Origin of the sequence: Enterobacter sp. 241F3 (assembly GCF_034106785.1) — a bacterium.
Taxonomy (GTDB): Bacteria; Pseudomonadota; Gammaproteobacteria; order Enterobacterales; family Enterobacteriaceae; genus Enterobacter; species Enterobacter vonholyi.
Genome location: NZ_JAWNDD010000001.1, coordinates 568,246 through 590,413 on the forward strand (window position 1 = coordinate 568,246; position 22,168 = coordinate 590,413).

The 22,168-nt window shown below is 58.3% G+C and carries 16 protein-coding genes and 1 other RNA gene; 9 read left to right on the plus strand and 8 right to left on the minus strand.

What is annotated here, in order from left to right; genetic code table 11:
- Nucleotides 1-72: 72 nt before the first annotated feature.
- A complete protein-coding gene (gene menI, locus UR504_RS02630; RefSeq protein WP_023311321.1) occupies nt 73-483 on the minus strand; it encodes a 1,4-dihydroxy-2-naphthoyl-CoA hydrolase in 411 nt (136 codons plus the stop codon).
- Nucleotides 480-3,536, minus strand: coding sequence for an FAD-binding and (Fe-S)-binding domain-containing protein (locus tag UR504_RS02635; protein WP_320739304.1), 3,057 nt, complete (start codon nt 3,534-3,536; stop codon nt 480-482). Before UR504_RS02635 ends, menI begins: the two co-directional genes overlap by 4 nt.
- Before the next feature lie 199 nt (nt 3,537-3,735).
- On the opposite strand from UR504_RS02635, the gene ydiK reads away from it, so the two are divergent.
- Complete coding sequence (gene ydiK, locus UR504_RS02640) at nt 3,736-4,851, plus strand: AI-2E family transporter YdiK (RefSeq protein ID WP_045910283.1); 1,116 nt, start codon at nt 3,736-3,738, stop codon at nt 4,849-4,851.
- A gap of 208 nt (nt 4,852-5,059) precedes the next feature.
- Nucleotides 5,060-5,167: antisense sRNA RprA (gene rprA, locus UR504_RS02645), an RNA gene on the plus strand.
- Between the two features lie 5 nt (nt 5,168-5,172).
- On the opposite strand, the gene UR504_RS02650 is transcribed toward rprA, so the two are convergent.
- From UR504_RS02650 to ppsA, 3 genes are all read right to left on the minus strand, one after another.
- Nucleotides 5,173-7,548 carry a glycoside hydrolase family 3 N-terminal domain-containing protein gene (locus UR504_RS02650; RefSeq protein ID WP_302234778.1) on the minus strand — a complete coding sequence of 792 codons (2,376 nt, stop codon included), beginning with the start codon at nt 7,546-7,548 and terminating at the stop codon, nt 5,173-5,175.
- A 3-nt stretch (nt 7,549-7,551) separates the two neighbouring features.
- Nucleotides 7,552-8,952, minus strand: coding sequence for an MFS transporter (locus UR504_RS02655; protein WP_048977420.1), 1,401 nt, complete (start codon nt 8,950-8,952; stop codon nt 7,552-7,554).
- Between the two features lie 233 nt (nt 8,953-9,185).
- Complete coding sequence (gene ppsA / locus UR504_RS02660; protein WP_302234777.1) at nt 9,186-11,564, minus strand: phosphoenolpyruvate synthase; 2,379 nt, start codon at nt 11,562-11,564, stop codon at nt 9,186-9,188.
- Between the two features lie 335 nt (nt 11,565-11,899).
- On the opposite strand from ppsA, the gene UR504_RS02665 reads away from it, so the two are divergent.
- Nucleotides 11,900-12,733, plus strand: coding sequence for a pyruvate, water dikinase regulatory protein (locus UR504_RS02665; RefSeq protein WP_023311315.1), 834 nt, complete (start codon nt 11,900-11,902; stop codon nt 12,731-12,733).
- Nucleotides 12,734-12,885: 152 nt separating this feature from the next.
- On the plus strand, nt 12,886-13,932 hold the full coding sequence (gene aroH, locus UR504_RS02670) for a 3-deoxy-7-phosphoheptulonate synthase AroH (protein ID WP_008500645.1): 1,047 nt from the start codon (nt 12,886-12,888) through the stop codon (nt 13,930-13,932).
- 19 nt (nt 13,933-13,951) lie between these two features.
- On the opposite strand, the gene UR504_RS02675 is transcribed toward aroH, so the two are convergent.
- The gene (locus tag UR504_RS02675; RefSeq protein ID WP_302234776.1) at nt 13,952-14,854 is read right to left on the minus strand and encodes a LysR family transcriptional regulator; all 903 of its coding nucleotides are present in this window, start codon (nt 14,852-14,854) and stop codon (nt 13,952-13,954) included.
- A gap of 140 nt (nt 14,855-14,994) precedes the next feature.
- Between UR504_RS02675 and UR504_RS02680 the strand changes: the two genes are divergently transcribed.
- Genes UR504_RS02680 through UR504_RS02700 form a run of 5 tightly spaced genes read left to right on the plus strand, consistent with a single transcriptional unit; the run spans nt 14,995 to nt 19,769 of the window.
- On the plus strand, nt 14,995-15,702 hold the full coding sequence (locus UR504_RS02680) for a CoA transferase subunit A (RefSeq protein WP_111965623.1): 708 nt from the start codon (nt 14,995-14,997) through the stop codon (nt 15,700-15,702).
- Nucleotides 15,703-15,704: 2 nt separating this feature from the next.
- On the plus strand, nt 15,705-16,361 hold the full coding sequence (locus tag UR504_RS02685) for a CoA transferase subunit B (RefSeq protein ID WP_302234775.1): 657 nt from the start codon (nt 15,705-15,707) through the stop codon (nt 16,359-16,361).
- 9 nt (nt 16,362-16,370) lie between these two features.
- Nucleotides 16,371-17,552 carry an acetyl-CoA C-acetyltransferase gene (locus UR504_RS02690; protein WP_302234774.1) on the plus strand — a complete coding sequence of 394 codons (1,182 nt, stop codon included), beginning with the start codon at nt 16,371-16,373 and terminating at the stop codon, nt 17,550-17,552.
- A 44-nt stretch (nt 17,553-17,596) separates the two neighbouring features.
- Nucleotides 17,597-18,988, plus strand: a complete 1,392-nt coding sequence (locus UR504_RS02695) for a GntP family permease (protein ID WP_302234773.1) — start codon at nt 17,597-17,599, stop codon at nt 18,986-18,988.
- 10 nt (nt 18,989-18,998) lie between these two features.
- Nucleotides 18,999-19,769 carry a 3-hydroxybutyrate dehydrogenase gene (locus tag UR504_RS02700; RefSeq protein ID WP_115874831.1) on the plus strand — a complete coding sequence of 257 codons (771 nt, stop codon included), beginning with the start codon at nt 18,999-19,001 and terminating at the stop codon, nt 19,767-19,769.
- 44 nt (nt 19,770-19,813) lie between these two features.
- On the opposite strand, the gene selO is transcribed toward UR504_RS02700, so the two are convergent.
- A complete protein-coding gene (gene selO, locus UR504_RS02705) occupies nt 19,814-21,256 on the minus strand; it encodes a protein adenylyltransferase SelO (RefSeq protein WP_115874830.1) in 1,443 nt (480 codons plus the stop codon).
- 61 nt (nt 21,257-21,317) lie between these two features.
- Nucleotides 21,318-22,034, minus strand: a complete 717-nt coding sequence (locus tag UR504_RS02710) for an EAL domain-containing protein (protein WP_111965617.1) — start codon at nt 22,032-22,034, stop codon at nt 21,318-21,320.
- Between the last annotated feature and the right edge of the window lie 134 nt (nt 22,035-22,168).

Sequence of the window (22,168 nt, forward strand, 5' to 3'; positions counted from 1 at the left end):
ATGTACAAAACCTGACCAGCATATCACAACCATCTGGCTAGTTTTTGACCAAAGGCAAAACATCTGAAAACTTTACACAACCGCCGTGGTCAGCCGCGACGAGCAGCACAGGCGATCCTGCTCATCGAGAATATCTATCTGCCACACCTGATGGCGGCTACCGGCGTGCAGCGCGCGGCATACACCGCGCACGCGCCCGCTGCGCACCGAGCGGATATGGTTAGCATTCACCTCGAGTCCGACAACCTTCTGCTCCCCTTCGGTACAGAGATAGCCCGCCACCGAGCCCAGCGTTTCGGCCAGCACGACGGACGCTCCGCCGTGCAATAAACCAAACGGCTGATGGGTGCGACTATCGACGGGCATGGTGGCTTCAATCTCATCGTCGCCAATGCGGATGAACTGGATATCCAGCAGCCCCACCATATTCCCCTCGCCCATGGCGTTCAGCGCCTGCAGCGTCACGGCACGTTTCCAGATCATCCAATTATCTCCAGTAAAGCCTGCAATGGGTGACGTACGCCGTTACCTTCTACTCGCTTCACCTGGCTACGACAGGAGTAGCCCGTCGCCAGACAGCGGTTTCGCGGTAAACGCTGCATCGCCTGATGCCAGGACAGCTCATAGATGCCGAGCGAGTTGGCGTGGTTTTTCACTTCGTGTCCGTAGGTGCCGGCCATTCCGCAGCAGCCTACGCTGACGCTCTCCAGCTTCGCGCCGAAGCGGGCAAAGACGGACGCCCACTGCGCGGGCGCGCCCGGCAGCGCGGTGACTTCCGTGCAGTGTCCGAACAGATACCATGGTTCCCCGCTGACATCCTGAACCGCCTTATCTTCCAGCGCCACCGGCAGCCACTCGTGCACCAGCATCACGTTGAAATCACCGCGCTTGTCGCCGAGCGTCTGCCTGTATTCATCGCGATAGCACAGCACCAGCGCCGGATCGACGCCGACCATCGGTATCCCGAGTTGCGCCACGCGGTTTAAGAAGTCAGCCGTTTTCTGCGCGGTCTTTGCAAAGCGCGTCAGGAAGCCCTTGATGTGCTGCGCCTTGCCGTTGGGTGAGAACGGCAGAACCACCGGCTGATACCCTAGCTTTTCCGACAGGCGGATGAAATCCGCGACCACCTGCGCATCGTAGTAGCTGGTAAACGGATCCTGCACCACCAGCACCACCTTCGCTTTTTGCTCAGGCGTGAGTGCCTCCAGCTGCTCCAGGGTCATGTTCGCCGAGCGGTGACCGACGAGCTGGCGCTGCAGAGACGGCACCGACAGCAGCGGCAGATCGATCATACCGATATGTTTTTCGGAGAGCTTGCGCACCAGCGGCTGGTTGATAAAGAAGTTAAAGGTCTTCGGCGCGCGCGCCATCAGCGGCGCGTAGCTTTCTACCGTTGCCACCAGATGGTCGCGCACCGGGCGGAGGTAGCGGGTGTGATACAGCTGCAGGAAGCGCGAGCGGAATTCCGGCACGTCGATTTTAATCGGGCACTGGGTGGAGCAGGCTTTACAGGCCAGACAGCCGGACATTGCCTCTTTCACCTCATGGGAGAAATCATACTCGCCCTTATTCGCATGCCAGCTGTTGCGGGTGCGCTCAATCAGCGAGCGCAGGCTGGCCCGTTTTTCCGGGAGCTGCTGCTCCAGCCTGAGCGGATCCACCCCGCGATCGGCCAGCAGACGCAGCCATTCCCGCACCAGCGTCGCCCGCCCTTTCGGCGAGTGGATGCGGTTGCTGGTGATTTTCATCGACGGACACATCGGGCTTTTCACATCAAAGTTAAAGCACAGTCCGTTGCCGTTGCACTCCATCGCGCCGCGCCAGGAGGAGCGCACCGCAATCGGGATCTGTCTGTCGTACGTGCCGCGCTTGACGGCATCCACCTGCAGCATTGGCGCGTCCACGCCTTCAGGAGGGCAGATTTTGCCCGGGTTGAGGCGGTTATGCGGGTCAAACGCCGCTTTCACCTTGCGCAGCTCCGCGTAGAGCTGTTCGCCGAAGAACGCCGGGCTGTATTCCGCGCGGAACCCTTTCCCGTGCTCCCCCCAGAGCAGGCCGCCGTATTTGGCGGTTAAGGCCACCACATCGTCGGAGATCTGCTTCATCAGGATCTCCTGCTGCGGGTCGCACATATCCAGCGCCGGACGCACGTGCAGTACCCCGGCATCGACGTGGCCGAACATGCCGTAGCTCAGGCCGTGGCTGTCCAGCAGGGCGCGAAACTCGACGATATAATCCGCCAGATGCTCAGGCGGCACGCAGGTATCTTCGGCAAAGGGAATCGGCTTCGCCGCCCCTTTCGCATTGCCGAGCAGGCCCACGGCTTTTTTACGCATCGCATAGATACGCTCAATCCCGGCCAGATCGTTACAGAGCTGCCAGCCGATCACGCCGCCTTCGCCCTGCGCAATCAGCTCATCCAGCCGCTGGCAGAGCGTGGTGACCTGGCTCTCAATCAGCGCCGCATCGTCGCCGGCGAACTCCACGATATTGAGGCCGAGCATCTCTTTATCCGGCACGTCGGTAATGAGATCGCTGACGGAGTGCCAGACAATATCCTCCCGGGCCAGGTTGAGCACTTTGGAGTCGACCGTTTCCACCGAGAGCGCTTTAGCTTCCACCATAAACGGCGCATTGCGCAGCGCAGAGTCGAAGGAGTCATATTTGACGTTCACCAGACGACGCACCTTCGGCAGGCGGGTGATATCCAGCCGCGCCTCGGTGATAAACGCCAGCGTCCCTTCGGAACCGGTTAGCACGCGGGTTAAATCAAACTGGGTCAGGTCGTCGTTAAAGACGTGACGCAGGTCGTACCCGGTCAGGAAGCGGTTCAGTTTGGGGAACTTATCGAGAATAAGCTGGCGGTTGTCGCGGCAGCGCTCCAGCACGGTACGATAGATGCGTCCGCTGGCGGTGTTATCTTTGCCCAGCGTTTCCGCCAGTTCGACCGGCATCGGCTGCGTATCGAGAATATCGCCGCCCAGCAGAACGGCACGCACGCCCAGCACGTGATCGGAGGTTTTGCCGTAGACCAGCGAGCCCTGACCGGAGGCATCCGTGTTGATCATCCCGCCGAGGGTCGCGCGGTTACTGGTGGAAAGCTCCGGGGCAAAAAAGTAACCGTAAGGCTTGAGGTACTGGTTAAGCTGATCTTTGATAACGCCCGCTTCGACCCGCACCCACCCCTCTTCCGGGTTGATTTCAATGATGCGGTTCATATAGCGCGACATATCAACAATGATGCCCTGGTTCAGCGCCTGACCGTTGGTCCCGGTGCCGCCGCCGCGCGGCGTAAAGACCAGCGAGGCAAAGCGCTCCTGCGTTGCCAGCCGGGCGATAAGCGCCACGTCGGCCGTGGAACGAGGGAAAACCACGGCATCGGGAAGAAGCTGGTAAATACTGTTATCGGTCGCCATCGTCAGCCTGTCGGCATAGTTCGTGGCGGTATCACCTGTAAAACCCTGTTGCTCCAGTGCTTGCAAAAAATTAAGCACCAGCTGAACGACGCCAGGTGCCTGAGAAATCTGTGGGATCATGACTGTCGACCCTAATTAGAGTTGTATGAAATCGTTTGCGTGTATCTTAAAAGTTTTATCACATTTTTTTCTTATAATCTCTGCTGAATTACAGGCAAAATCCGCCTGTCAAAAACCGCTGAGATCATTAATGATTAAAGAGACGCGGTTTTCCGTTCCCGCCAGTTGTACTGGCGTTCTTTTAAGGAAAGTTTCATTTATGGTCAATCTTCGCCAGCCCAGGGATGTTGCGCAAATTTTGCTGTCGGTGCTGTTTCTGGCCCTCATGATTATTGCGTGTCTGTGGATTGTTCAACCCTTTATTCTCGGCTTCGCGTGGGCTGCGACCGTTGTCGTTGCCACGTGGCCTTTGCTGCTGCGCTTGCAGAAGCTGCTGTTCGGCCGCCGCGGGTTAGCCGTGCTGGTCATGACGCTCCTGCTGTTCCTGCTGTTTATTATTCCGATTGCTCTGCTGGTCAATAGCCTGGTGGATTCCAGCGGCCCCGTTATTCGCGCCATTAGCAGCGGTGATCTGACGCTGCCGGATCTCGCCTGGCTGAACAGCATTCCGGTGGTGGGCGCCAAGCTCTACAGCGGCTGGCATAGCCTGCTGGAGATGGGCGGCAGCGCGCTGATGGCAAAAGTCCGCCCGTATATTGGCACTACCACCACCTGGTTTGTGGGTCAGGCGGCGCATATCGGCCGCTTTATGATGCACTGTACCCTGATGCTGCTCTTCAGCGCCCTGCTCTACTGGCGCGGCGAGCAGGTGGCATTAGGCGTTCGTCACTTCGCCACCCGCCTGGCGGGCAAACGCGGTGACGCTGCGGTACTGCTGGCTGCGCAGGCCGTGCGCGCGGTTGCGCTGGGCGTGGTGGTGACCGCGCTGGTGCAGGCGGTGCTGGGCGGTATCGGTCTGGCGATTTCCGGCGTACCGTACGCCACCGTGTTCACCGTTGTCATGCTGATGACCTGTCTTGCGCAACTGGGACCGCTGCTGGTACTGGTCCCTAGTATTATCTGGCTCTACTGGACGGGTGATACCACGTGGGGAACGGTGCTGCTGGTCTGGAGCTGCGTGGTCGGCACCATGGATAACGTCATTCGTCCGATCCTCATCCGCATGGGTGCAGACCTGCCGCTGATCCTGATCCTCTCCGGAGTCATTGGCGGACTGATTGCCTTTGGCATGATCGGCCTGTTTATTGGCCCGGTGCTGCTCGCCGTCACATGGCGTCTGTTCTCCGCCTGGGTGCATGAAATTCCGCCGCCGGGAACCGACCCGGACGTGATCCTGAGCGAACTGGAAGAGCTGGAAGAGAAAAACACGCATTAAGTTTTATGCCGGGTGGCGCTAACGCGCACCCGGCCTACATTCCCCCTCACAATACTTTAACGCTGCTAAAGTATTTATTCGTTGCACACTGGTCAGACCCGCTATTCATGCACTCATTCTGCTCTTAACCTCAAGAAATCTTTACGTCTCTTTAACTATTGAGACGAATCCGATCGACGCTCAAAGATGACATGCCTACTATTAGCACACGGTTATAAATCAACACCTTGATTTATAAGCATGGAAATCCCCTGAGTGAAACAACGAATTGCTGTGTGTAGTCTTTGCCCATCTCCCACGATGGGCTTTTTTTTATCCTGACTACGCGCGCTTAATCTCACAGGCACTGAGCATCCGCCACTCCGCTGGCAGCACCCGCGTTTCCCCGGACACATTGACCGTCACCGCCTCGCGGATATCCGCCGACGATGCGCCAACCTGCAGTTCAAACTCGCCCGGCTCAACGATGCGCTTCGCGTCCCGGCGGGTAAAGTTGAACATCTCAACCGGTAGCGTAAAGCTGAGCGTGGCGGATTCGCCCGGCGAGAGCGTGACGCGCTGGAAGGCCTTCAGCTCCTGAAGCGGCCGTACCTGGGTGGCGACCTTATCCCTGACGTAAACCTGCACCACCTCGCTGCCGCTGCGTTCCCCGGTATTGGCGATATCTACGCTCAGCGTCACCTCGCCGTCGATCGGCACGCTGCTTTCGGTGAGGCGGGCTGCGCCCCATCTAAAAGTCGTCCAGCCGAGGCCGAAGCCAAACGGATAACGTGAACCGAAGTGGAACGCAAACGGCGTGCCGCCGCTTTTGAGCTTGTGATTGTAGTAATACGGCATGGCCCCGGCGCTTTTCGGCACGCTCACCACCAGACGCCCCTGCGGCTCTGCGCGTCCCGTTAGCACGTCCGCAATCGCCCAGCCCCCTTCCTGCCCCGGCGCCCACGCCACCAGCAGCGCCGCGACCTTATCCTCCAGCCCATGAAGGTTGTACGGGCGCCCGCCGGTCATCACGACGATCACCGGTTTGCCCGTCGCCACCAGCGCTTCCAGCAGCTGTTGCTGCACGCCAGGGAGGTTCAGGGAATCGGTATCGGAACCTTCCCCCACGGTGCCGCTCTGGAACAGCCCGGCAAGATCGCCCACGCAAGCCACCACCACGTCACTCTCCTGGGCGGCGTTCACGGCCTCGGGGATCAGGGCGGTACTTTGCGAGACCGGCGACTGCTGCATAGGTTTGCCGCCGCTGTCGCCCGGGAAGACCGGCGCACCCGCCATCCGTTTCTCGATAATGTGACACCCTTTGGCATAGCGGACCTGCGACGCGCCGAGGTAGTGTTCCAGGGCCGCGCGCGGGGTCGTCACCTGCGAGGTCTCTTCAACCATATCGCTGATGATCAGATGCACCGGGAAGCTGTAGCCGCTGAGTAACGCCAGCGGATCGTCTGCCGTCGGCCCCACCACCGCCACGCGGGGCTTACCGCCGAGCGGTAAAATACCGTTATTTTCCAACAGCGTAAGCGATTTCGTCGCCACCTCCCGCGCGACCTGGCGGGTCATGTCGTTTTGCAGATCGATACCGTTCTCATCCGCGTACGGCTTTTCAAACAGGCCCAGGCGGAATTTTTCCGTCAGCACGCGCGCCACGATCTCATCCACTTTCGCCATAGAGATCAGCCCGCGCTCAACGGCGTCTGCCAGATGCCGCGCGCAGTCGTCTTTCGGCAGCTCAACGTCCAGCCCCGCGTTGAACGCCAGCGCGGCGGATTCCGCCGCATCGTGGGAAATCCCGTGATGCTGGTGCAGCAGGCTGATGCCGCCGTAGTCCGCGACAATAATCCCGTCGAATCCCCACTGTTCGCGCAGGACGGTAGTCAGCAGGAAGCTGTCGCTGTGCCCGGGCTGATTGTCGATATCGTGATAGGCGGGCATCACCGACCCGGCATTGGCCAGCTTCACCGCCATTTCAAACGGCAGCAGGAAGGTGTCGTTCAGCTCGCTGAACCCCAGGTGTACCGGCGCGTGGTTGCGCGCCCCTTCGCTGAACGAGTGGCCCACGTAGTGCTTGAGCGTCGCCAGCAGGTCGCGATTATCGCCCTGCAATCCTTTCACCCAGGCGGTCGCCATCACGCCCACCAGCCACGGATCTTCCCCAAAGGTTTCCTCGGTTCGCCCCCAGCGCACGTCGCGGGACACGTCCAGCACCGGCGCCAGCCCCTGCTGACAGCCGACGGACCGCGCCTCTTTACCGATCTGCTCTGCCGCGCGCTGTACCAGTTCAGGGTCCCAGGTGGAGCCGTAGTTAAGCGACGACGGGAACAGCGTAGCGTCTTTGCACAGCAGCCCCACCAGGCACTCTTCATGGAACAAGGCCGGAATGCCGAGACGCGTCTCCTCCACCATCATGCGCTGCAGGCGGTTCGCGGCGCGCACGCCGGTTTTCGCGTCAACGATATGGGTACCCAGCGGACGGGTGATCTGCCCGACGCCCAGCTTTAGCCGTTCACTCAGCGCTGCCTGCTCGCTCACGCCGGCGAATTCATCGCTGAGGTCGCTGCGTTCGCGGTGGTTGCCGTTTTCATCGAGGATCAGCCAGTAGGCATGCATCTGGGCGAACTTCTCTTCCGGGGTCATACGCGCCAGTAAATCGGCGACGCGCTCGTGCACGGGACGTCCCGCGTCCTTATAGATATCTGTCATGTTTTACTCCTGTAGTGCGGAAGGGGTTGCCGGGCTGAGCTGCCCCGCTTCGGGTCTGACTTCACGTTTGCTGGCCAGCTCACGGGCGATGGAATCCACCAGCCGGCTGTTAAGCTTGTAGATGGCCAGCAGCGCGACCATGCAGAGGAACAGCGCGCAAGGGATGAGGGTGAACAGCGCGTTGATGGTCGAGAGAACGCCTGGCGCCTGGGTTGCCTGTCCCGGGGCGTAATCCACCATGCCAAGCACCCAGCCGACCACCGCGCCGCCCAGCGCCAGGCCGAATTTGATGGCAAACAGCGCGGTGGAGAAGACCAGCCCGTCCAGACGACGGCCGCTGCGATGCTCCTCGTAGTCGACCACATCGGAGAACATGGTCCACTGCAGCGGCGTGGTGAGGTTTTGAATAAAGCTAAAGACGATGTTGAGGCCAAAGATCAGCCACACCTGCGAAGGCGGCAGGAAGAAAATCAGCGCACCAAAAATCACGAAGGAAATTATCGTCCACTGATAGGCGCGCACGCGGTCAAATTTTCCCAGCAGCCGTTCAGATAATAATGCGCCGCTTAAGGAGGCCACCATGCCGGAAACAATAAAGGCAAAAACCAGATCCGGGCGCAACAGCACATAGTTCACGTAATACATCGTGGCGGAACCGCGCGTCACCACCGCCGTTAACAGCAAAATATTAAACAGGAACACAATACGCCACTGGCTGTTCCCGGCCAGCAGTTTTAAATCGGTGAGCATCGAGCCGGAGGTATCATTGCGCGGCGAATAACGCTCGCGGGTCATCAGGAAACAGCAGAAGAACAGAACGATTCCCAGCAGGCCCATCAGACTCATGGCATAGAAATAGCCTTTCTGCACGTTGCCCTGGCCTAACAATGAGACCAGCGGCAGGGCAATAACCGTCACAATCAACCCGCCGATAAACGACAGGCCAAAACGCCACGACTGCAGGGAGTGACGCTCGCGCGGGTCCAACGTCAGCGCGCCGGGCATGGCGCAGTAAGGCACGTTAATCGCGGAGTAAATCAGGCTTAAAATTGCGTAGGTCACGCAGGCATAGACGATTTTCGCCGTCGGCCCCACGTCCGGTACATAAAAAGTGATAAGGCAGCTTACGCCAAACGGGATGGCGAACCACAGCAGCCAGGGACGGAAACGTCCGTGACGCGTCTGTGTGCGGTCAACCAGCGCGCCAATGCACGGGTCGACAAATGCATCGACCACGCGCACCACTAAAAACATGGTGCCCATAATTGCGGCGGGAAGCCCAAAAACGTCCGTATAGAAATAAGCGAGAAATAAGGTTGCCGTTTGCCAGACCAGTGCGCTGGCCATATCACCTAAGCCATAACCTATTTTATCTTTGGTACGCAATACAGAGGAAAGTGTCATTGTTATTTGCCTTTTTATCAGGTTAAAACGTATTTCAACCAGTTGCGCATCACCTGAAGGGAAATGCGCAGTAAGGCTCAAGTATTAGCAACGCGTTGCGCGCTAACAATTGTCTAAATTAACAGGCAAATTATGATATTTAGTTTTTTACTTTATTTGTGATGGGGAGCAAATAACAAATGAAATAAAAAAGGCGAGGAATAATATCCTCGCCTTTTCGGGTCAGCGTAGCGTTACTTGTTCAGTTCCGCCAGGCTCAGCCAGGTTTGCACCACCGTATCCGGGTTCAGGGACAGGCTATCGATCCCCTCTTCCATCAGCCAGGCGGCAAAGTCTTCATGGTCGGATGGACCCTGACCGCAAATCCCGACGTATTTGCCCTGCTTCTTCGCCGCGCGAATGGACATAGAAAGCAGCGCCTTCACCGCCTCGTTACGCTCATCGAACAGCTCGGAGACCACGCCGGAGTCACGGTCCAGACCCAGCGTCAGCTGCGTCATGTCGTTCGAGCCGATAGAGAAGCCGTCGAAATGTTCCAGGAACTGCTCGGCCAACAGGGCGTTGGACGGGATTTCGCACATCATGATGATCTTCAGCCCGTTCTCGCCGCGCTTCAGACCCTGACGCGTCAGCTCGTCAACAACGGCTTTAGCCTGATCGACGGTACGCACAAACGGGATCATGATTTCGACGTTGGTCAGCCCCATGTCGTTGCGCACGCGCTTCACCGCCTCGCACTCCAGTGCGAAACAGTCGCGGAAGCTGTCGGACACGTAGCGTCCGGCCCCGCGGAAGCCCAGCATCGGGTTCTCTTCTTCCGGCTCGTAGCGATCGCCGCCTACCAGGTTGGCGTATTCGTTAGACTTAAAGTCAGACAGACGCACAATCACGCGTTTCGGATAGAAAGCGGCGCCGAGCGTCGCGATCCCTTCGGTCAGACGGCCGACGTAGAACTCTTTCGGCGAGTCGTAGCCTTTCATCATCTCGCGGATTTCGTTCTGCAGCTTCGGATCCTGGTCGTCAAACTCCAGCAGCGCACGCGGGTGAACGCCGATCATACGGTTGATGATAAATTCCAGGCGCGCCAGGCCTACGCCTTCGTTCGGCAGGCAGGCGAAGTCGAACGCGCGGTCCGGGTTACCGACGTTCATCATGATCTTCAGCGGCAGATCCGGCATGGTGTCCACGCTGGAGCTCTTCACGCTGAAGTCGAGGATATCGGCATACACATAGCCGGTATCGCCTTCGGCACAGGAAACGGTCACGTTCTGGCCGTCCTTCATGCGCTCGGTGGCGTCACCGCAGCCGACAACCGCAGGAATACCCAGCTCGCGGGCAATGATCGCCGCGTGACAGGTACGACCGCCGCGGTTGGTAACGATAGCCGCCGCTTTCTTCATGATCGGTTCCCAGTCCGGGTCGGTCATGTCGGTCACCAGCACGTCGCCGGGCTCAATACGGTTCATCTCGCTGATGTCGTGGATCACTTTAACCGGACCGGCACCGATGCGGTGACCGATAGCACGGCCTTCCGCCACGATTTTGCCCTGGGCGTGCAGCGTATAACGCTCCATCACCTGGCCGCGAGAGCGGACGGTTTCCGGACGCGCCTGCACGATAAACAGCTTGCCGGTGTTACCGTCTTTCGCCCATTCGATGTCCATCGGACGGCCGTAGTGTTTTTCAATCTGCACCGCCTGCTTCGCCAGCTCCTGAACTTCAGCGTCGGTGAGGGAGAAGCGGTCGCGCTGCTCCTGCGGTACGTCTTCAATTTTAACCTGCTTGCCATGCTCCTGCGTCGGGGCATAGATCATGCGGATTTTTTTCGAGCCCATGGTGCGGCGCACTACCGCCGGACGGCCAGCTGCTAGCGTAGGCTTATGAACATAGAATTCGTCAGGGTTTACCGCACCCTGCACGACCATCTCACCCAGGCCCCACGCGGAGGTGATAAACACCACCTGGTCGAAGCCGGATTCGGTATCAATGGAGAACATCACGCCGGATGAGCCCACGTCCGAGCGCACCATGCGCTGTACGCCAGCGGAGAGCGCCACGCCGCGATGGTCGTAGCCCTGATGCACGCGATAGGAGATGGCACGGTCGTTGAACAGGGAAGCAAACACGTGCTTCACGGCCACCAGCACCGCATCGTAACCCTGGACGTTCAGGAAGGTTTCCTGCTGTCCGGCAAACGAGGCGTCCGGCATATCTTCTGCGGTCGCAGAGGAACGTACGGCAAAGGAAGCCTGCGCATCGTCAGCGGAGAGCTGGTTGTACGCGTCGTGAATGGCTTTTTCCAGTTCCGGCTGGAAAGGTGTGTCGATGATCCACTGGCGGATCTGCGCCCCGGCTTTGGCAAGCTCGGTGACGTCATCAATATCCGTTTTATCCAGCAGGTCGTAAATGCGCTGGTTAACACCGCTCTGGTCTAAAAACAGGTTAAAGGCATCGGCGGTGGTGGCAAACCCGTTCGGTACGGAGACACCCATACCCGAGAGGTTTGTAATCATTTCACCCAGGGAGGCATTTTTGCCCCCAACTCTGTCTACATCATTCATGCCGAGTTGGTTATACCAAAGCACCAGCGGTGACGAGCCATTGTTGGACATCGAAACAATCCTTTTGTGATATTTGATCGGAGTAAGTAACACCTGACTACGTTTTTATACTGGCATATTTATTTCCGCTAAAAAAACGGTGAATCGTGTAAGCAATTTAAAATTTCAACTTTTCGGATACTTTCCCATCAACGATTAACCCGATGATTCCTCTATATTCAGCCAGAAACCCCAAAAATAAAGTCGCTATTTGAAAAATGAAATCCACTTTTCAGGAAAATCAAAAACAGTGTTTCACTCATAATTAGGATAAGTTCTTTGCTGTGTAAATTACTTTTTTAATTTATGCTTTCAGACAATTACGTCTGATATTCAGGGTGGGTAAAATGGATAGTGCTGTCGATCGTCACGTTTTTTATATTTCTGATGGTACGGCGATCACCGCCGAGGTGCTGGGCCACGCGGTGATGTCGCAGTTTCCCGTATCGATCAACAGCATTACGCTGCCGTTTGTCGAAAATGAGAGCCGCGCCAAAGCGGTGAAGGACCAGATCGACGCCATTTACCAGCAGACCGGCGTCCGCCCGCTGGTGTTCTACTCCATCGTGATCCCCGAGATTCGCTCCATCATTCTGCAGAGCGAAGGCTTCTGCCAGGATATTGTGCAGGCGCTGGTGGCTCCGCTGCAAAGCGAGCTGAAGCTCGACCCGACCCCTATCGCCCACCGTACCCACGGGCTGAACCCCGGCAACCTGACCAAGTACGACGCGCGTATTGCCGCCATCGATTACACCCTCGCGCACGACGACGGTATCTCGCTGCGCAATCTCGACCAGGCGCAGGTGATCCTGCTTGGCGTGTCGCGCTGCGGCAAAACCCCGACGAGTCTCTACCTGGCGATGCAGTTCGGCATTCGCGCCGCCAACTACCCGTTTATCGCTGACGATATGGATAACCTGGTGCTGCCCGCTGCCCTCAAGCCGCTGCAGCACAAGCTGTTCGGGCTGACCATTAATCCGGAGCGCCTTGCCGCTATCCGCGAAGAGCGCCGCGAGAACAGCCGCTACGCCTCCATGCGCCAGTGCCGGATGGAGGTCTCCGAAGTGGAAGCCCTGTACCGCAAAAATCAGATCCCATGGCTGAACAGCACCAACTATTCGGTGGAAGAAATTGCCACCAAAATTCTCGACATCATGGGGCTAAACCGCCGTATGTACTAATATGCTAGTACATTAACTCAGATTCAGGTATCATCATCGGCAACCACGGGGCGGTGTCGCCCCGAACTTGAAATCAGCAGGGATTGGTTTAAGGTGATGCCCATCACTTCCCGGTAGTCTGCCGATGAAGCAAAAATTTTCTGAGACATTCCATGAATAAAACCGATGAACTCCGCACTGCGCGCATTGACAGCCTGGTTACGCCGGCTGAACTGGCCCAGCGGCATCCTGTTTCCGCTGCCGTTGCGGAACACGTGACGGCCTCCCGCCGCCGCATTGAAAAAATCCTCAATGGTGAAGACAAGCGTCTTCTGGTGGTGATTGGTCCCTGCTCCATCCACGACCTGGATGCCGCGATGGATTATGCAAAACGGCTTCAGGGCCTGCGGGATAAGTATCAGCACCGCCTTGAGATTGTTATGCGCACCTACTTTGAAAAACCGCGGACCGTGGTGGGCTGGAAAGGGCTGATCTCCGATCCTGACCTCAACGGCAGCTATCGCGTGAACCACGGCATCGAGCTGGCGCGTAAGCTGCTTTTGCAGGTCAACGAGCTGGGCGTACCGACAGCAACCGAGTTTCTTGATATGGTGACCGGGCAGTTTATCGCCGATCTGATCAGCTGGGGCGCAATTGGCGCACGCACCACCGAAAGCCAAATCCACCGCGAGATGGCCTCCGCCCTCTCCTGCCCGGTCGGCTTTAAAAACGGGACCGATGGCAACACCCGTATTGCGGTTGATGCCATCCGCGCTGCCCGTGCCAGCCATATGTTCCTGTCGCCGGATAAAAGCGGTCATATGACCATCTACCAGACCAGCGGTAACCCTTACGGGCACATCATTATGCGCGGCGGGAAGAAACCCAATTACCATGCACAAGATATTGCGGCAGCCTGTGAAACGCTGGCCGAATTCGACCTGCCGGAACATCTGGTAGTGGATTTCAGCCACGGCAACTGCCAGAAGCAGCATCGCCGCCAGCTGGACGTCTGCGATGAGATCTGCCAGCAGATCCGCAGCGGCTCGACCGCCGTTGCCGGGATTATGGCGGAAAGCTTCATCAAGGAAGGCACGCAGAAAATCGTTGCCGGACAGCAGATGGTTTACGGCCAGTCGATCACCGACCCGTGCCTGAGCTGGGAAGACAGCGAGCTGCTGCTGGAAAAGCTGGCTGCAGCAGTAGATACCCGCTTCTGAAGCATGCGGGTCAGCCGGGTCACACCGCCTGACCCGGCTGATAAAAATCCTTCAGCGTTTCCAGCAGGGCATGCGCCGCTTTTGAGAGCTGCGTGTGCCCGGGATGGATCGCCCCAATGCACTTTTCAATCGGCGGGTTATCCAGCGGAATACAGACCGCGCCCAGCGCCGTCATCTGGGCTTCACAGAGCGCCGGGACGGCGCTGCCGCCCAGCCCGCTCGCGACCATTCGCCCGACCGTAACCAGCTGATGGCTCTCCAGCGCGACGTCCAGCTTTCTGCCGCTTCGCGCCAGCTCCTCCTCCATCATCAGACGTACCGCTGAGGGGCGCTGCAGGGTGATGAAATCCAGCGTCAGCAGCGCTTCCCATGTCAGGCGCTTTTTGCCCGCCAGCGGGGAAGCTTTCGGCACAATGGCAACAAAGCGGTCGAGACCCAGCGGGGTAAACAGCAGGTTGTGCGTGGGCGCGGGCTCAAAGGCGATGCCCATCTCCACGCGCCCTTCCCGCACCATCTCTATCACCTGCTCGTTGATAACGTCATGCACGGTGACGTTAATCCCGGCATGACGATCGCGAAACGCTTTTAGCACCTCGGGCAGGACATTCGCGGCAAACGACGGCATGGCCGCAACCGAAATTTTACCGCGCTGCAGGGTAAAGCATTGGTGCATCGCCTCTTCGACGTTATCCCAGTCGGCAAGCAGCTGGCGCGCCATCGGCAAAAACGTCTCGCCCTCCTGCGTCAGCGCGACCTTGCGCGTGCTCCGCTGCAGCAGCGGTCCGCCGAGCGCGTCCTCCAGCGCTTTAATCGTCAGGCTCAGGGCCGGCTGGGAAAGATTCAGCCGTTCGCTGGCGTGCGCGAAATTAAGAGTGTGAGCTACCGCTAAAAACGCACGTAACTGTTTGACACTCATTCTCATTTTTCATCCTGTTAACTAATTGAAAAAATTTAGTTAACAGGAAATTAATAAAAAAACCAAATGAGTGGGTCACAAATTCAAAATTAACAAATGAGTTGCCGCCCCTAATGATACCGCCACGGTTAAGAGGAGGAATGACGATGGCGGGACTGGATAAGCGCGTCGACAGCTATGCGCAGGCGCTGGATGGGCTGACGGACGGAATGACTTTGCTGGCGGGCGGCTTCGGCCTGTGCGGTATTCCGGAGAACCTGATAGCAGAGGTCAGACGCCGTCAGGTGAAAGATCTGACGGTGGTATCAAACAACTGCGGCGTGGACGGCTTCGGTCTTGGGCTTCTGCTTGAGACGCGGCAGGTGCGTAAGGTGGTGGCTTCTTACGTCGGCGAAAACGCGCTGTTCGAGCAGCAGGTGCTGAGCGGCGAACTGGAGATTGAACTCACGCCTCAGGGCACGCTGGCGGAAAAGGTGCGCGCGGGCGGTGCGGGTATCCCGGCATTTTACACGGCCACCGGCTACGGCACGCCCGTGGCTACCGGCAAAGACGTGCGCCAGTTTGCCGGTAAGCACTACATCCTCGAAGAGGCCATTACCGGTGATTTCGCACTGATCAAGGGCTGGAAAGCTGACTGGTACGGCAACGTCGTCTACCGGCATACCGCGCAAAATTTTAATCCGCTGATGGCAACGGCGGGCCGGATAACGGTCGTCGAGGTGGAAGAGATTGTTCCCCCGGGCGAGCTGCCCCCGTCGTCCATTCATACCCCGGGCATTTACGTCGACAGGCTGATTGTCGGCCAGTTTGAAAAACGTATTGAACAGCGCACCCTGCGCGCGGAAGGAGTGTGACGATGTTAACCCGTGAACAGATGGCCATGCGCGTCGCCCGCGAGCTGCGCGACGGATATTACGTCAACTTGGGGATCGGTATTCCTACCCTGGTGGCGAACTACATTCCGGAAGGAATGGACGTGATGCTTCAGTCGGAAAACGGACTGCTGGGGATGGGCGCGTTTCCTGACGAAAAGAGCCTTGATGCGGACATGATCAACGCCGGTAAACAGACCGTGACCGCACGGACAGGCGCGGCCATTTTCGACTCGGCCCAGTCGTTTGCCATGATCCGCGGCGGCCATGTTGACCTGACTGTGCTGGGCGCGTTTGAGGTGGATGTCGAAGGCAATATCGCCTCGTGGATGATCCCCGGAAAGATGGTGAAGGGTATGGGCGGCGCGATGGATCTCGTCGCCGGAGCGCAGAACATCATTGTGGTGATGACCCACGCGTCGAAAAGCGGTGAGTCAAAGCTGCTGTCGCGCTGCACGCTGCCGCTCACGGGGGCGGGCTGTATCCGCCGGGTCTTAACCGACCTCGCGCTGCTCGAGATCGCGGACGGCGCGTTCATCCTGCGGGAATACGCCCCCGGCGTCAGTATCGATGAAATCGCGGCGAAAACGGCCGGGAAAATGATTGTGGCGGACGACGTTCGCGAGATGCGCTTTAGCTGAGGACTCACCATGAAAGAGGTCATGATTGTCGGGGCCACGCGAACCCCCATTGGCAGTTTTCGCGGATCGCTCGCGCCCCTCTCTGCGGCCGAGCTGGGTGCCGTCGCGGTACGTCGTCTGCTTGAAAAAAGCGGTTTTCCTGCTGAGACGGTCGATGAGGTGATTTTCGGCCAGGTGCTGACGGCGGGATGCGGGCAAAACCCTGCGCGCCAGACGGCCATCGCCGCCGGATTGTCCGTCAGCACGCCGGCGACTACGGTCAACCTGGTGTGCGGCGCGGGCTTGAAAGCGGTGCAGCTCGCCGCGCAGGCGATCCGCTGCGGCGACGCGGACGCGATTATCGCAGGCGGTCAGGAGAGCATGAGCAACGCCCCCTATCTACTGGACGGCGCGCGTTCAGGGCTGCGTTTTGGCCATGCGGGCCTGCAGGACAGCATGATTACGGACGGCCTGTGGGATGCGTTCAACGATTACCACATGGGGATCACCGCTGAAAACGTCGCCCGGCAGTTTGGCGTTTCCCGCGAAGAGCAGGACGCCTTCGCTGCCCGGTCGCAGCAGAAAGCGGCTTCCGCCGCCGAAGCGGGTCGTTTTGACCCGGAGATTGCGCCGGTGACGGTGAAACAGGGTAAAAAGCCTCCGCTTATTGTCAGCCGTGACGAGCAGCTCCGGCCAGGCACCACCGCCGAGCAGCTTGCGCAGCTGCGCCCCGCCTTTTTGCAGGAGGAAGGCACGGTCACGGCCGGAAATGCCTCCACGCTCAACGACGGTGCCGCTGCGGTGCTGCTGATGAGCGGCGAAAACGCACGGGCGAGCGGACTGCCGATCCTGGGCCGCATCGTGAGTTACGCCGTGACGGGCGTTGATCCGTCGGTGATGGGCATCGGTCCGGTCAGCGCCTGTCAGACCGCGCTGGCACGAGCGGGCTGGACGCTCGATGACGTGGACCTCATTGAAGCCAATGAAGCCTTTGCCGCGCAGGCACTGGCGGTGGGTAAGCAGCTCGGCTGGGATGAGCGAAAGGTGAACGTTAACGGTGGCGCTATCGCCCTGGGCCATCCGATTGGCGCCTCCGGCTGCCGCATCCTCGTGACGCTGCTGCACGAAATGCAGCGCCGTGACGTTAAAAAAGGACTCGTCACCCTGTGCGTAGGCGGCGGGCAAGGCATTGCCCTCACCGTTGAACGTTAAGCATCTCGTTGGTACCCGAATAATAATTAAAGTGAGGAGTCGTAATGAGCGTGTTAATTGCCCTGGCGGCGCTGGGGCTGCTGATGCTGGCGGCCTATCGCGGATATAGCGTGATTTTGTTTGCGCCAATTGCGGCGCTCGGTGCCGTACTGCTGACCGATCCGGGCGCCGTCGGCCCGACCTTTACCGGCCTGTTCATGGAAAAGATGGTGGGCTTCGTCAAGCTCTACTTCCCGGTGTTCCTGCTGGGGGCGGTGTTTGGCAAACTGATTGAGCTTTCCGGCTTCTCGCGCTCCATCGTCGCCGCCGCGATTCAGATCCTGGGCCGTCGCCACACCATCCCGGTGATTGTTCTGGTGTGCGCGCTGTTAACCTACGGCGGCGTGTCGCTGTTCGTGGTGGCGTTTGCGGTTTATCCGTTTGCCGCCGAACTGTTCCGCCAGAGCGGCATCCCTAAACGGCTGATCCCGGCCACCGTGGCGCTGGGGGCCTTCTCGTTTACCATGGATGCCCTGCCCGGTACGCCGCAGATCCAAAACATCATCCCCACCAGCTTCTTTGGTACCAACGCCTGGGCCGCCCCGTGGCTGGGGCTTATCGGCTCTCTGTTTATTATCGTCTTTGGCCTGCTCTGGCTGGAGCGCCAGCGTCGTAAGGCGTTCAATAACAAAGAAGGTTACGGCACGGATCTGAAAAATGAGCCCGAAACGCCGGACAACATTAACCTTCCTCACCCGCTTATTGCTATCTCCCCGCTGCTGGTGGTGGGCATACTGAACCTGCTGTTTACCCGCTGGATCCCCGTCTGGTACGGCACGACCCACGAGCTGACCCTGCCCGGTCTGGCGAAACCGATTGTGACCGAGGTGGGCAAGATCACCGCCATCTGGGCCGTGGAAGTGGCGCTGATCGCCGGTATTTTGCTGGTGCTGATTTTTGGCTTTCGCAATATCCAGGGGCGTCTGGCTGAAGGCAGCCGGACCGCGGTAAGCGGCGCCATTCTTGCGGCGATGAATACCGCCTCGGAGTATGGTTTCGGCGCGGTTATCGCCGCCCTGCCCGGTTTTCTGGTGTTATCCCACGCGCTGGCGGCTATTCCGAATCCGCTGCTGAATGAGGCCATCAGCGTGACGGTGCTTGCGGGGATCACCGGCTCGGCGTCCGGGGGGATGAGTATTGCGCTCGCCGCCATGTCCGACTCGTTTGTCGCCGCCGCCCACGCCGCCAATATCCCGCTTGAGGTGCTGCACCGCGTGGCTTCAATGGCGAGCGGCGGTATGGATACGCTGCCCCATAACGGCGCGGTGATTACCCTGCTGGCTATCACTGGCCTGAGCCATCGCCAGGCCTACGGCGGCATTTTTGCTATCACTATCATTAAAAGTCTGGCAGTGCTTTTTGTCATTGCCGTGTTCTATCTGACCGGCATTGTGTAAGGAGAGAAAGATGAATCTGAACGGTAAAACCGCCCTGGTCACCGGCTCGACCAGCGGCATTGGTCTTGGGATCGCCCGCGTACTGGCGAAGGCCGGGGCGCAGCTTATCCTCAACGGTTTCGGCGATAGCGAATCAGCAAGAGAAGCTATTGCGCACCTGGGCAAAAAGCCGGGCTATCACGATGCGGACCTGCGTGACGTGCTGGAAATTGAAGCTATGATGCGCTACGCCGAATCGCAGTTTGGCGGCGTGGACATTCTTGTTAACAACGCTGGCATACAGCACGTGGCGCCGGTTGACGCGTTTCCGGTAGAGAAATGGAACGACATTATCGCCATTAACCTCTCGTCGGTGTTTCACACCAGCCGGCTGGCGCTCCCTGCCATGCGCGAGAAAAACTGGGGGCGCATCATTAATATCGCCTCCGTTCACGGGCTGGTCGCGTCAAAAGAGAAGTCGGCCTACGTTGCTGCCAAGCACGGCGTGGTGGGCTTTACGAAATCGCTGGCGCTGGAAACCGCGCGCACCGGCATTACCGCCAATGCGATCTGTCCCGGCTGGGTACTGACGCCGCTGGTGCAACAGCAAATCGACAAGCGTATCGCCGACGGCATTCCGCCGGAGCAGGCTCGGGAACAGCTTCTGGCGGAGAAACAGCCTTCGGGCGAGTTTGTTACCCCGGAGCAGCTGGGCGAACTGGCGCTGTTTTTGTGCAGCGACAGCGCCGTTAACGTTCGCGGCGCCGCGTGGAATATGGATGGCGGCTGGGTCGCGCAGTGACGTTCAGGCCGGGTAAGGCAAAGCCGCCTCCCGGCAAAAAATCTCTAGCTTGAGCAACTGACCTCCAGCCGCTTGCCCCAGTCAGGTGGGCGGCTGACGTAATCATCATCACGGTCGGCAAACGGCGTGCGCAGCGCCACGTGCAGACGGTGTAACTCGTCGTACTCGCCCTGCTCCGCCTGCTCAATCGCCCGCTGCGCCAGCCAGTTGCGCAACACCATCGCCGGGTTCGTGGCGTTCATCTGCGTCTGGCGAGTCGCATCATCTACCTCTTCCTGCTGCAGCCGCGCGCGGTACGATGCAAACCAGTCGTCAAACGCCTGTCTGTCAATAAACTCATCGCGCAGCGGCGAGGCGGCGCTGTGCTGCTCCGTCTGCCCCAGCATCCGGAAGGTGCGCGTATAATCGCTGCCCTCGCGCGCCATCAGGGCAAACAGGCCATTGAGGATGTCGTTATCGCCCCTCTCCTGCGTCACCAGCCCCAGCTTGTTGCGCATCAGCGTGCCATATTCCCGCAGTAATATGTCCTGATAGCTGTCGAGCGCATCATTCAGGGCATCAACGTCGATAAACGGCGACAGGGTTTGCGCAAGCCGCTGCAGGTTCCACAGGCCCACCGCGGGCTGATTGTCAAAGCTGTAGCGCCCCTGATAGTCGGAGTGGTTGCAGATATACCCCGGCTGATAATCGTCCAGGAAACCAAACGGGCCGTAGTCGAAGGTCAACCCGAGAAGCGACATGTTGTCCGTATTCATAACGCCATGGGCAAAGCCTACCGTTTGCCAGCGGGCAATCAGGGTTGCGGTACGGGCCACCACATCCCTGAACCAGAGCACGTATTTATCCGCCTCGTCCATCAGATGCGCCCAGTGGTGGCGAATGGCAAAGTCTGCCAGCTGGCGCACCTTTTCCGGCTCGCGACGATAGTAAAAGTGCTCAAAATGACCGAAGCGCAGATGGCTTTGCGCGATACGCATCAGCATTGCGCCCTTTTCCACTGTTTCGCGCACAACCGGCGTATCGCTGGTAACGATCGACAGCGCGCGGGTGGTGGGGATCCCCAGGGCATGCATCGCTTCGGAGCCCAGGCATTCGCGGATCGTTGAACGCAGAACCGCACGCCCGTCGCCCATTCGCGAATAGGGCGTCAGGCCCGCGCCTTTCAGGTGCCAGTCAACCGTCTCTCCGTTGGGAAGCCGTTGTTCACCGAGCAGGATCCCCCTGCCGTCGCCCAGTTGACCCGCCCAGACGCCGAACTGATGTCCGCTATAAACCTGCGCCAGTGGTTGCATTCCGGCGAGTAACGTTTCACCTCCCCAGACGCCAGCGCCCTCTGAACGCTGAAACAGCTCAGGCGGAATGGCCAGTTCTTCTGCCAGCAAATCGTTATGCCAGATAAGGCGTGAATTTTGTAACGGTGTTGGTTTGAGTGCGGTGTAAAAGCCGGGCAACTCGTCATGCCATTGAGCAGTAAAAGACAGGGTCATAGGTCCTCCTGCTTTTAGTGTAGAGGGTTTACCCGGACTTAAACACGGGCGAAAGCAAGGGTTATCGCTGCTGAACCAGCGTTGTAACGTGCTCGGCAGAGACGGCTGGCCAAAGTGCGCCCTGCATGGCGCCAAAATTGAAGGACAACACGCGTTGCAACAGGCTGTGATCGTCAATGCCCGAGACGATCACTGACTGGCAATGCGGTGTGATTTGCCAGAGGATGGCGCGCATAAAAGGCTCAAAAGAGAGCTCCGGTGCGCGCTGCTGAATGAATCCTTTATCGAGGATAACCCGTTTAAATAATCCATCATAGACAGCTTTGAGCGAGGCGGCGCCTGCGCCAAAGTTTGCCAGCACCAACGGGAAATGGATTGCCATTCTCGCCAGCTGCAGATCGTCCTTGCCGTTATTTAAACCTGGATAATTCTCATTAACAGTAAACTCAAGAAACGGATAACGCTCAAGAATTGAAACAGCGTTTCCATTACTTAATAAAAATTCAACTATTGCAGGTGTAATATTGATCCATGCAATTAACTGATGCTGAATAAAAAACAGTTTACAGGTATCAAGCAATTGCAGTTTTTCGTTAAAAAGCACTAACTCTTCAGCTGCTGAAAGCCGAGGGATAACGAGTTCAGTGGGGATCCTCACATCGCTGCCGACGCCAGTAAAGTTAACCAGAACCTCTAAACCTTTAAGCTCCCCTGCGCTATTACGGGCGGGCAGAAGCAGCAGTTCAGACTGGTAAGCATTATCTAGCGTAATAATCATTGCACTCGCTCCGCATTAAAGATGAGAGAGGACATCCTGGAGCAATTGCCGACACAATTCCACTGTCTTGATTTTAATAAGAATAATTTCATTAGTTCCGTATTTATTTTCAGATTTATCCCTGAATCTAAAAT

Coding starts and splice junctions, on each gene's coding strand:
- ppsA (WP_302234777.1), bottom strand. CDS start 11,564: ATGTCCAACAATGGCTCGTCACCGCTGGTGCTTTGGTATAACCAACTC.
- ydiK (WP_045910283.1), top strand. CDS start 3,736: ATGGTCAATCTTCGCCAGCCCAGGGATGTTGCGCAAATTTTGCTGTCG.
- menI (WP_023311321.1), bottom strand. CDS start 483: ATGATCTGGAAACGTGCCGTGACGCTGCAGGCGCTGAACGCCATGGGC.
- UR504_RS02655 (WP_048977420.1), bottom strand. CDS start 8,952: ATGACACTTTCCTCTGTATTGCGTACCAAAGATAAAATAGGTTATGGC.
- selO (WP_115874830.1), bottom strand. CDS start 21,256: ATGACCCTGTCTTTTACTGCTCAATGGCATGACGAGTTGCCCGGCTTT.
- aroH (WP_008500645.1), top strand. CDS start 12,886: ATGAATAAAACCGATGAACTCCGCACTGCGCGCATTGACAGCCTGGTT.
- UR504_RS02680 (WP_111965623.1), top strand. CDS start 14,995: ATGGCGGGACTGGATAAGCGCGTCGACAGCTATGCGCAGGCGCTGGAT.
- UR504_RS02665 (WP_023311315.1), top strand. CDS start 11,900: ATGGATAGTGCTGTCGATCGTCACGTTTTTTATATTTCTGATGGTACG.
- UR504_RS02675 (WP_302234776.1), bottom strand. CDS start 14,854: ATGAGAATGAGTGTCAAACAGTTACGTGCGTTTTTAGCGGTAGCTCAC.
- UR504_RS02650 (WP_302234778.1), bottom strand. CDS start 7,548: ATGACAGATATCTATAAGGACGCGGGACGTCCCGTGCACGAGCGCGTC.
- UR504_RS02635 (WP_320739304.1), bottom strand. CDS start 3,536: ATGATCCCACAGATTTCTCAGGCACCTGGCGTCGTTCAGCTGGTGCTT.
- UR504_RS02695 (WP_302234773.1), top strand. CDS start 17,597: ATGAGCGTGTTAATTGCCCTGGCGGCGCTGGGGCTGCTGATGCTGGCG.
- UR504_RS02710 (WP_111965617.1), bottom strand. CDS start 22,034: ATGATTATTACGCTAGATAATGCTTACCAGTCTGAACTGCTGCTTCTG.
- UR504_RS02690 (WP_302234774.1), top strand. CDS start 16,371: ATGAAAGAGGTCATGATTGTCGGGGCCACGCGAACCCCCATTGGCAGT.
- UR504_RS02700 (WP_115874831.1), top strand. CDS start 18,999: ATGAATCTGAACGGTAAAACCGCCCTGGTCACCGGCTCGACCAGCGGC.
- UR504_RS02685 (WP_302234775.1), top strand. CDS start 15,705: ATGTTAACCCGTGAACAGATGGCCATGCGCGTCGCCCGCGAGCTGCGC.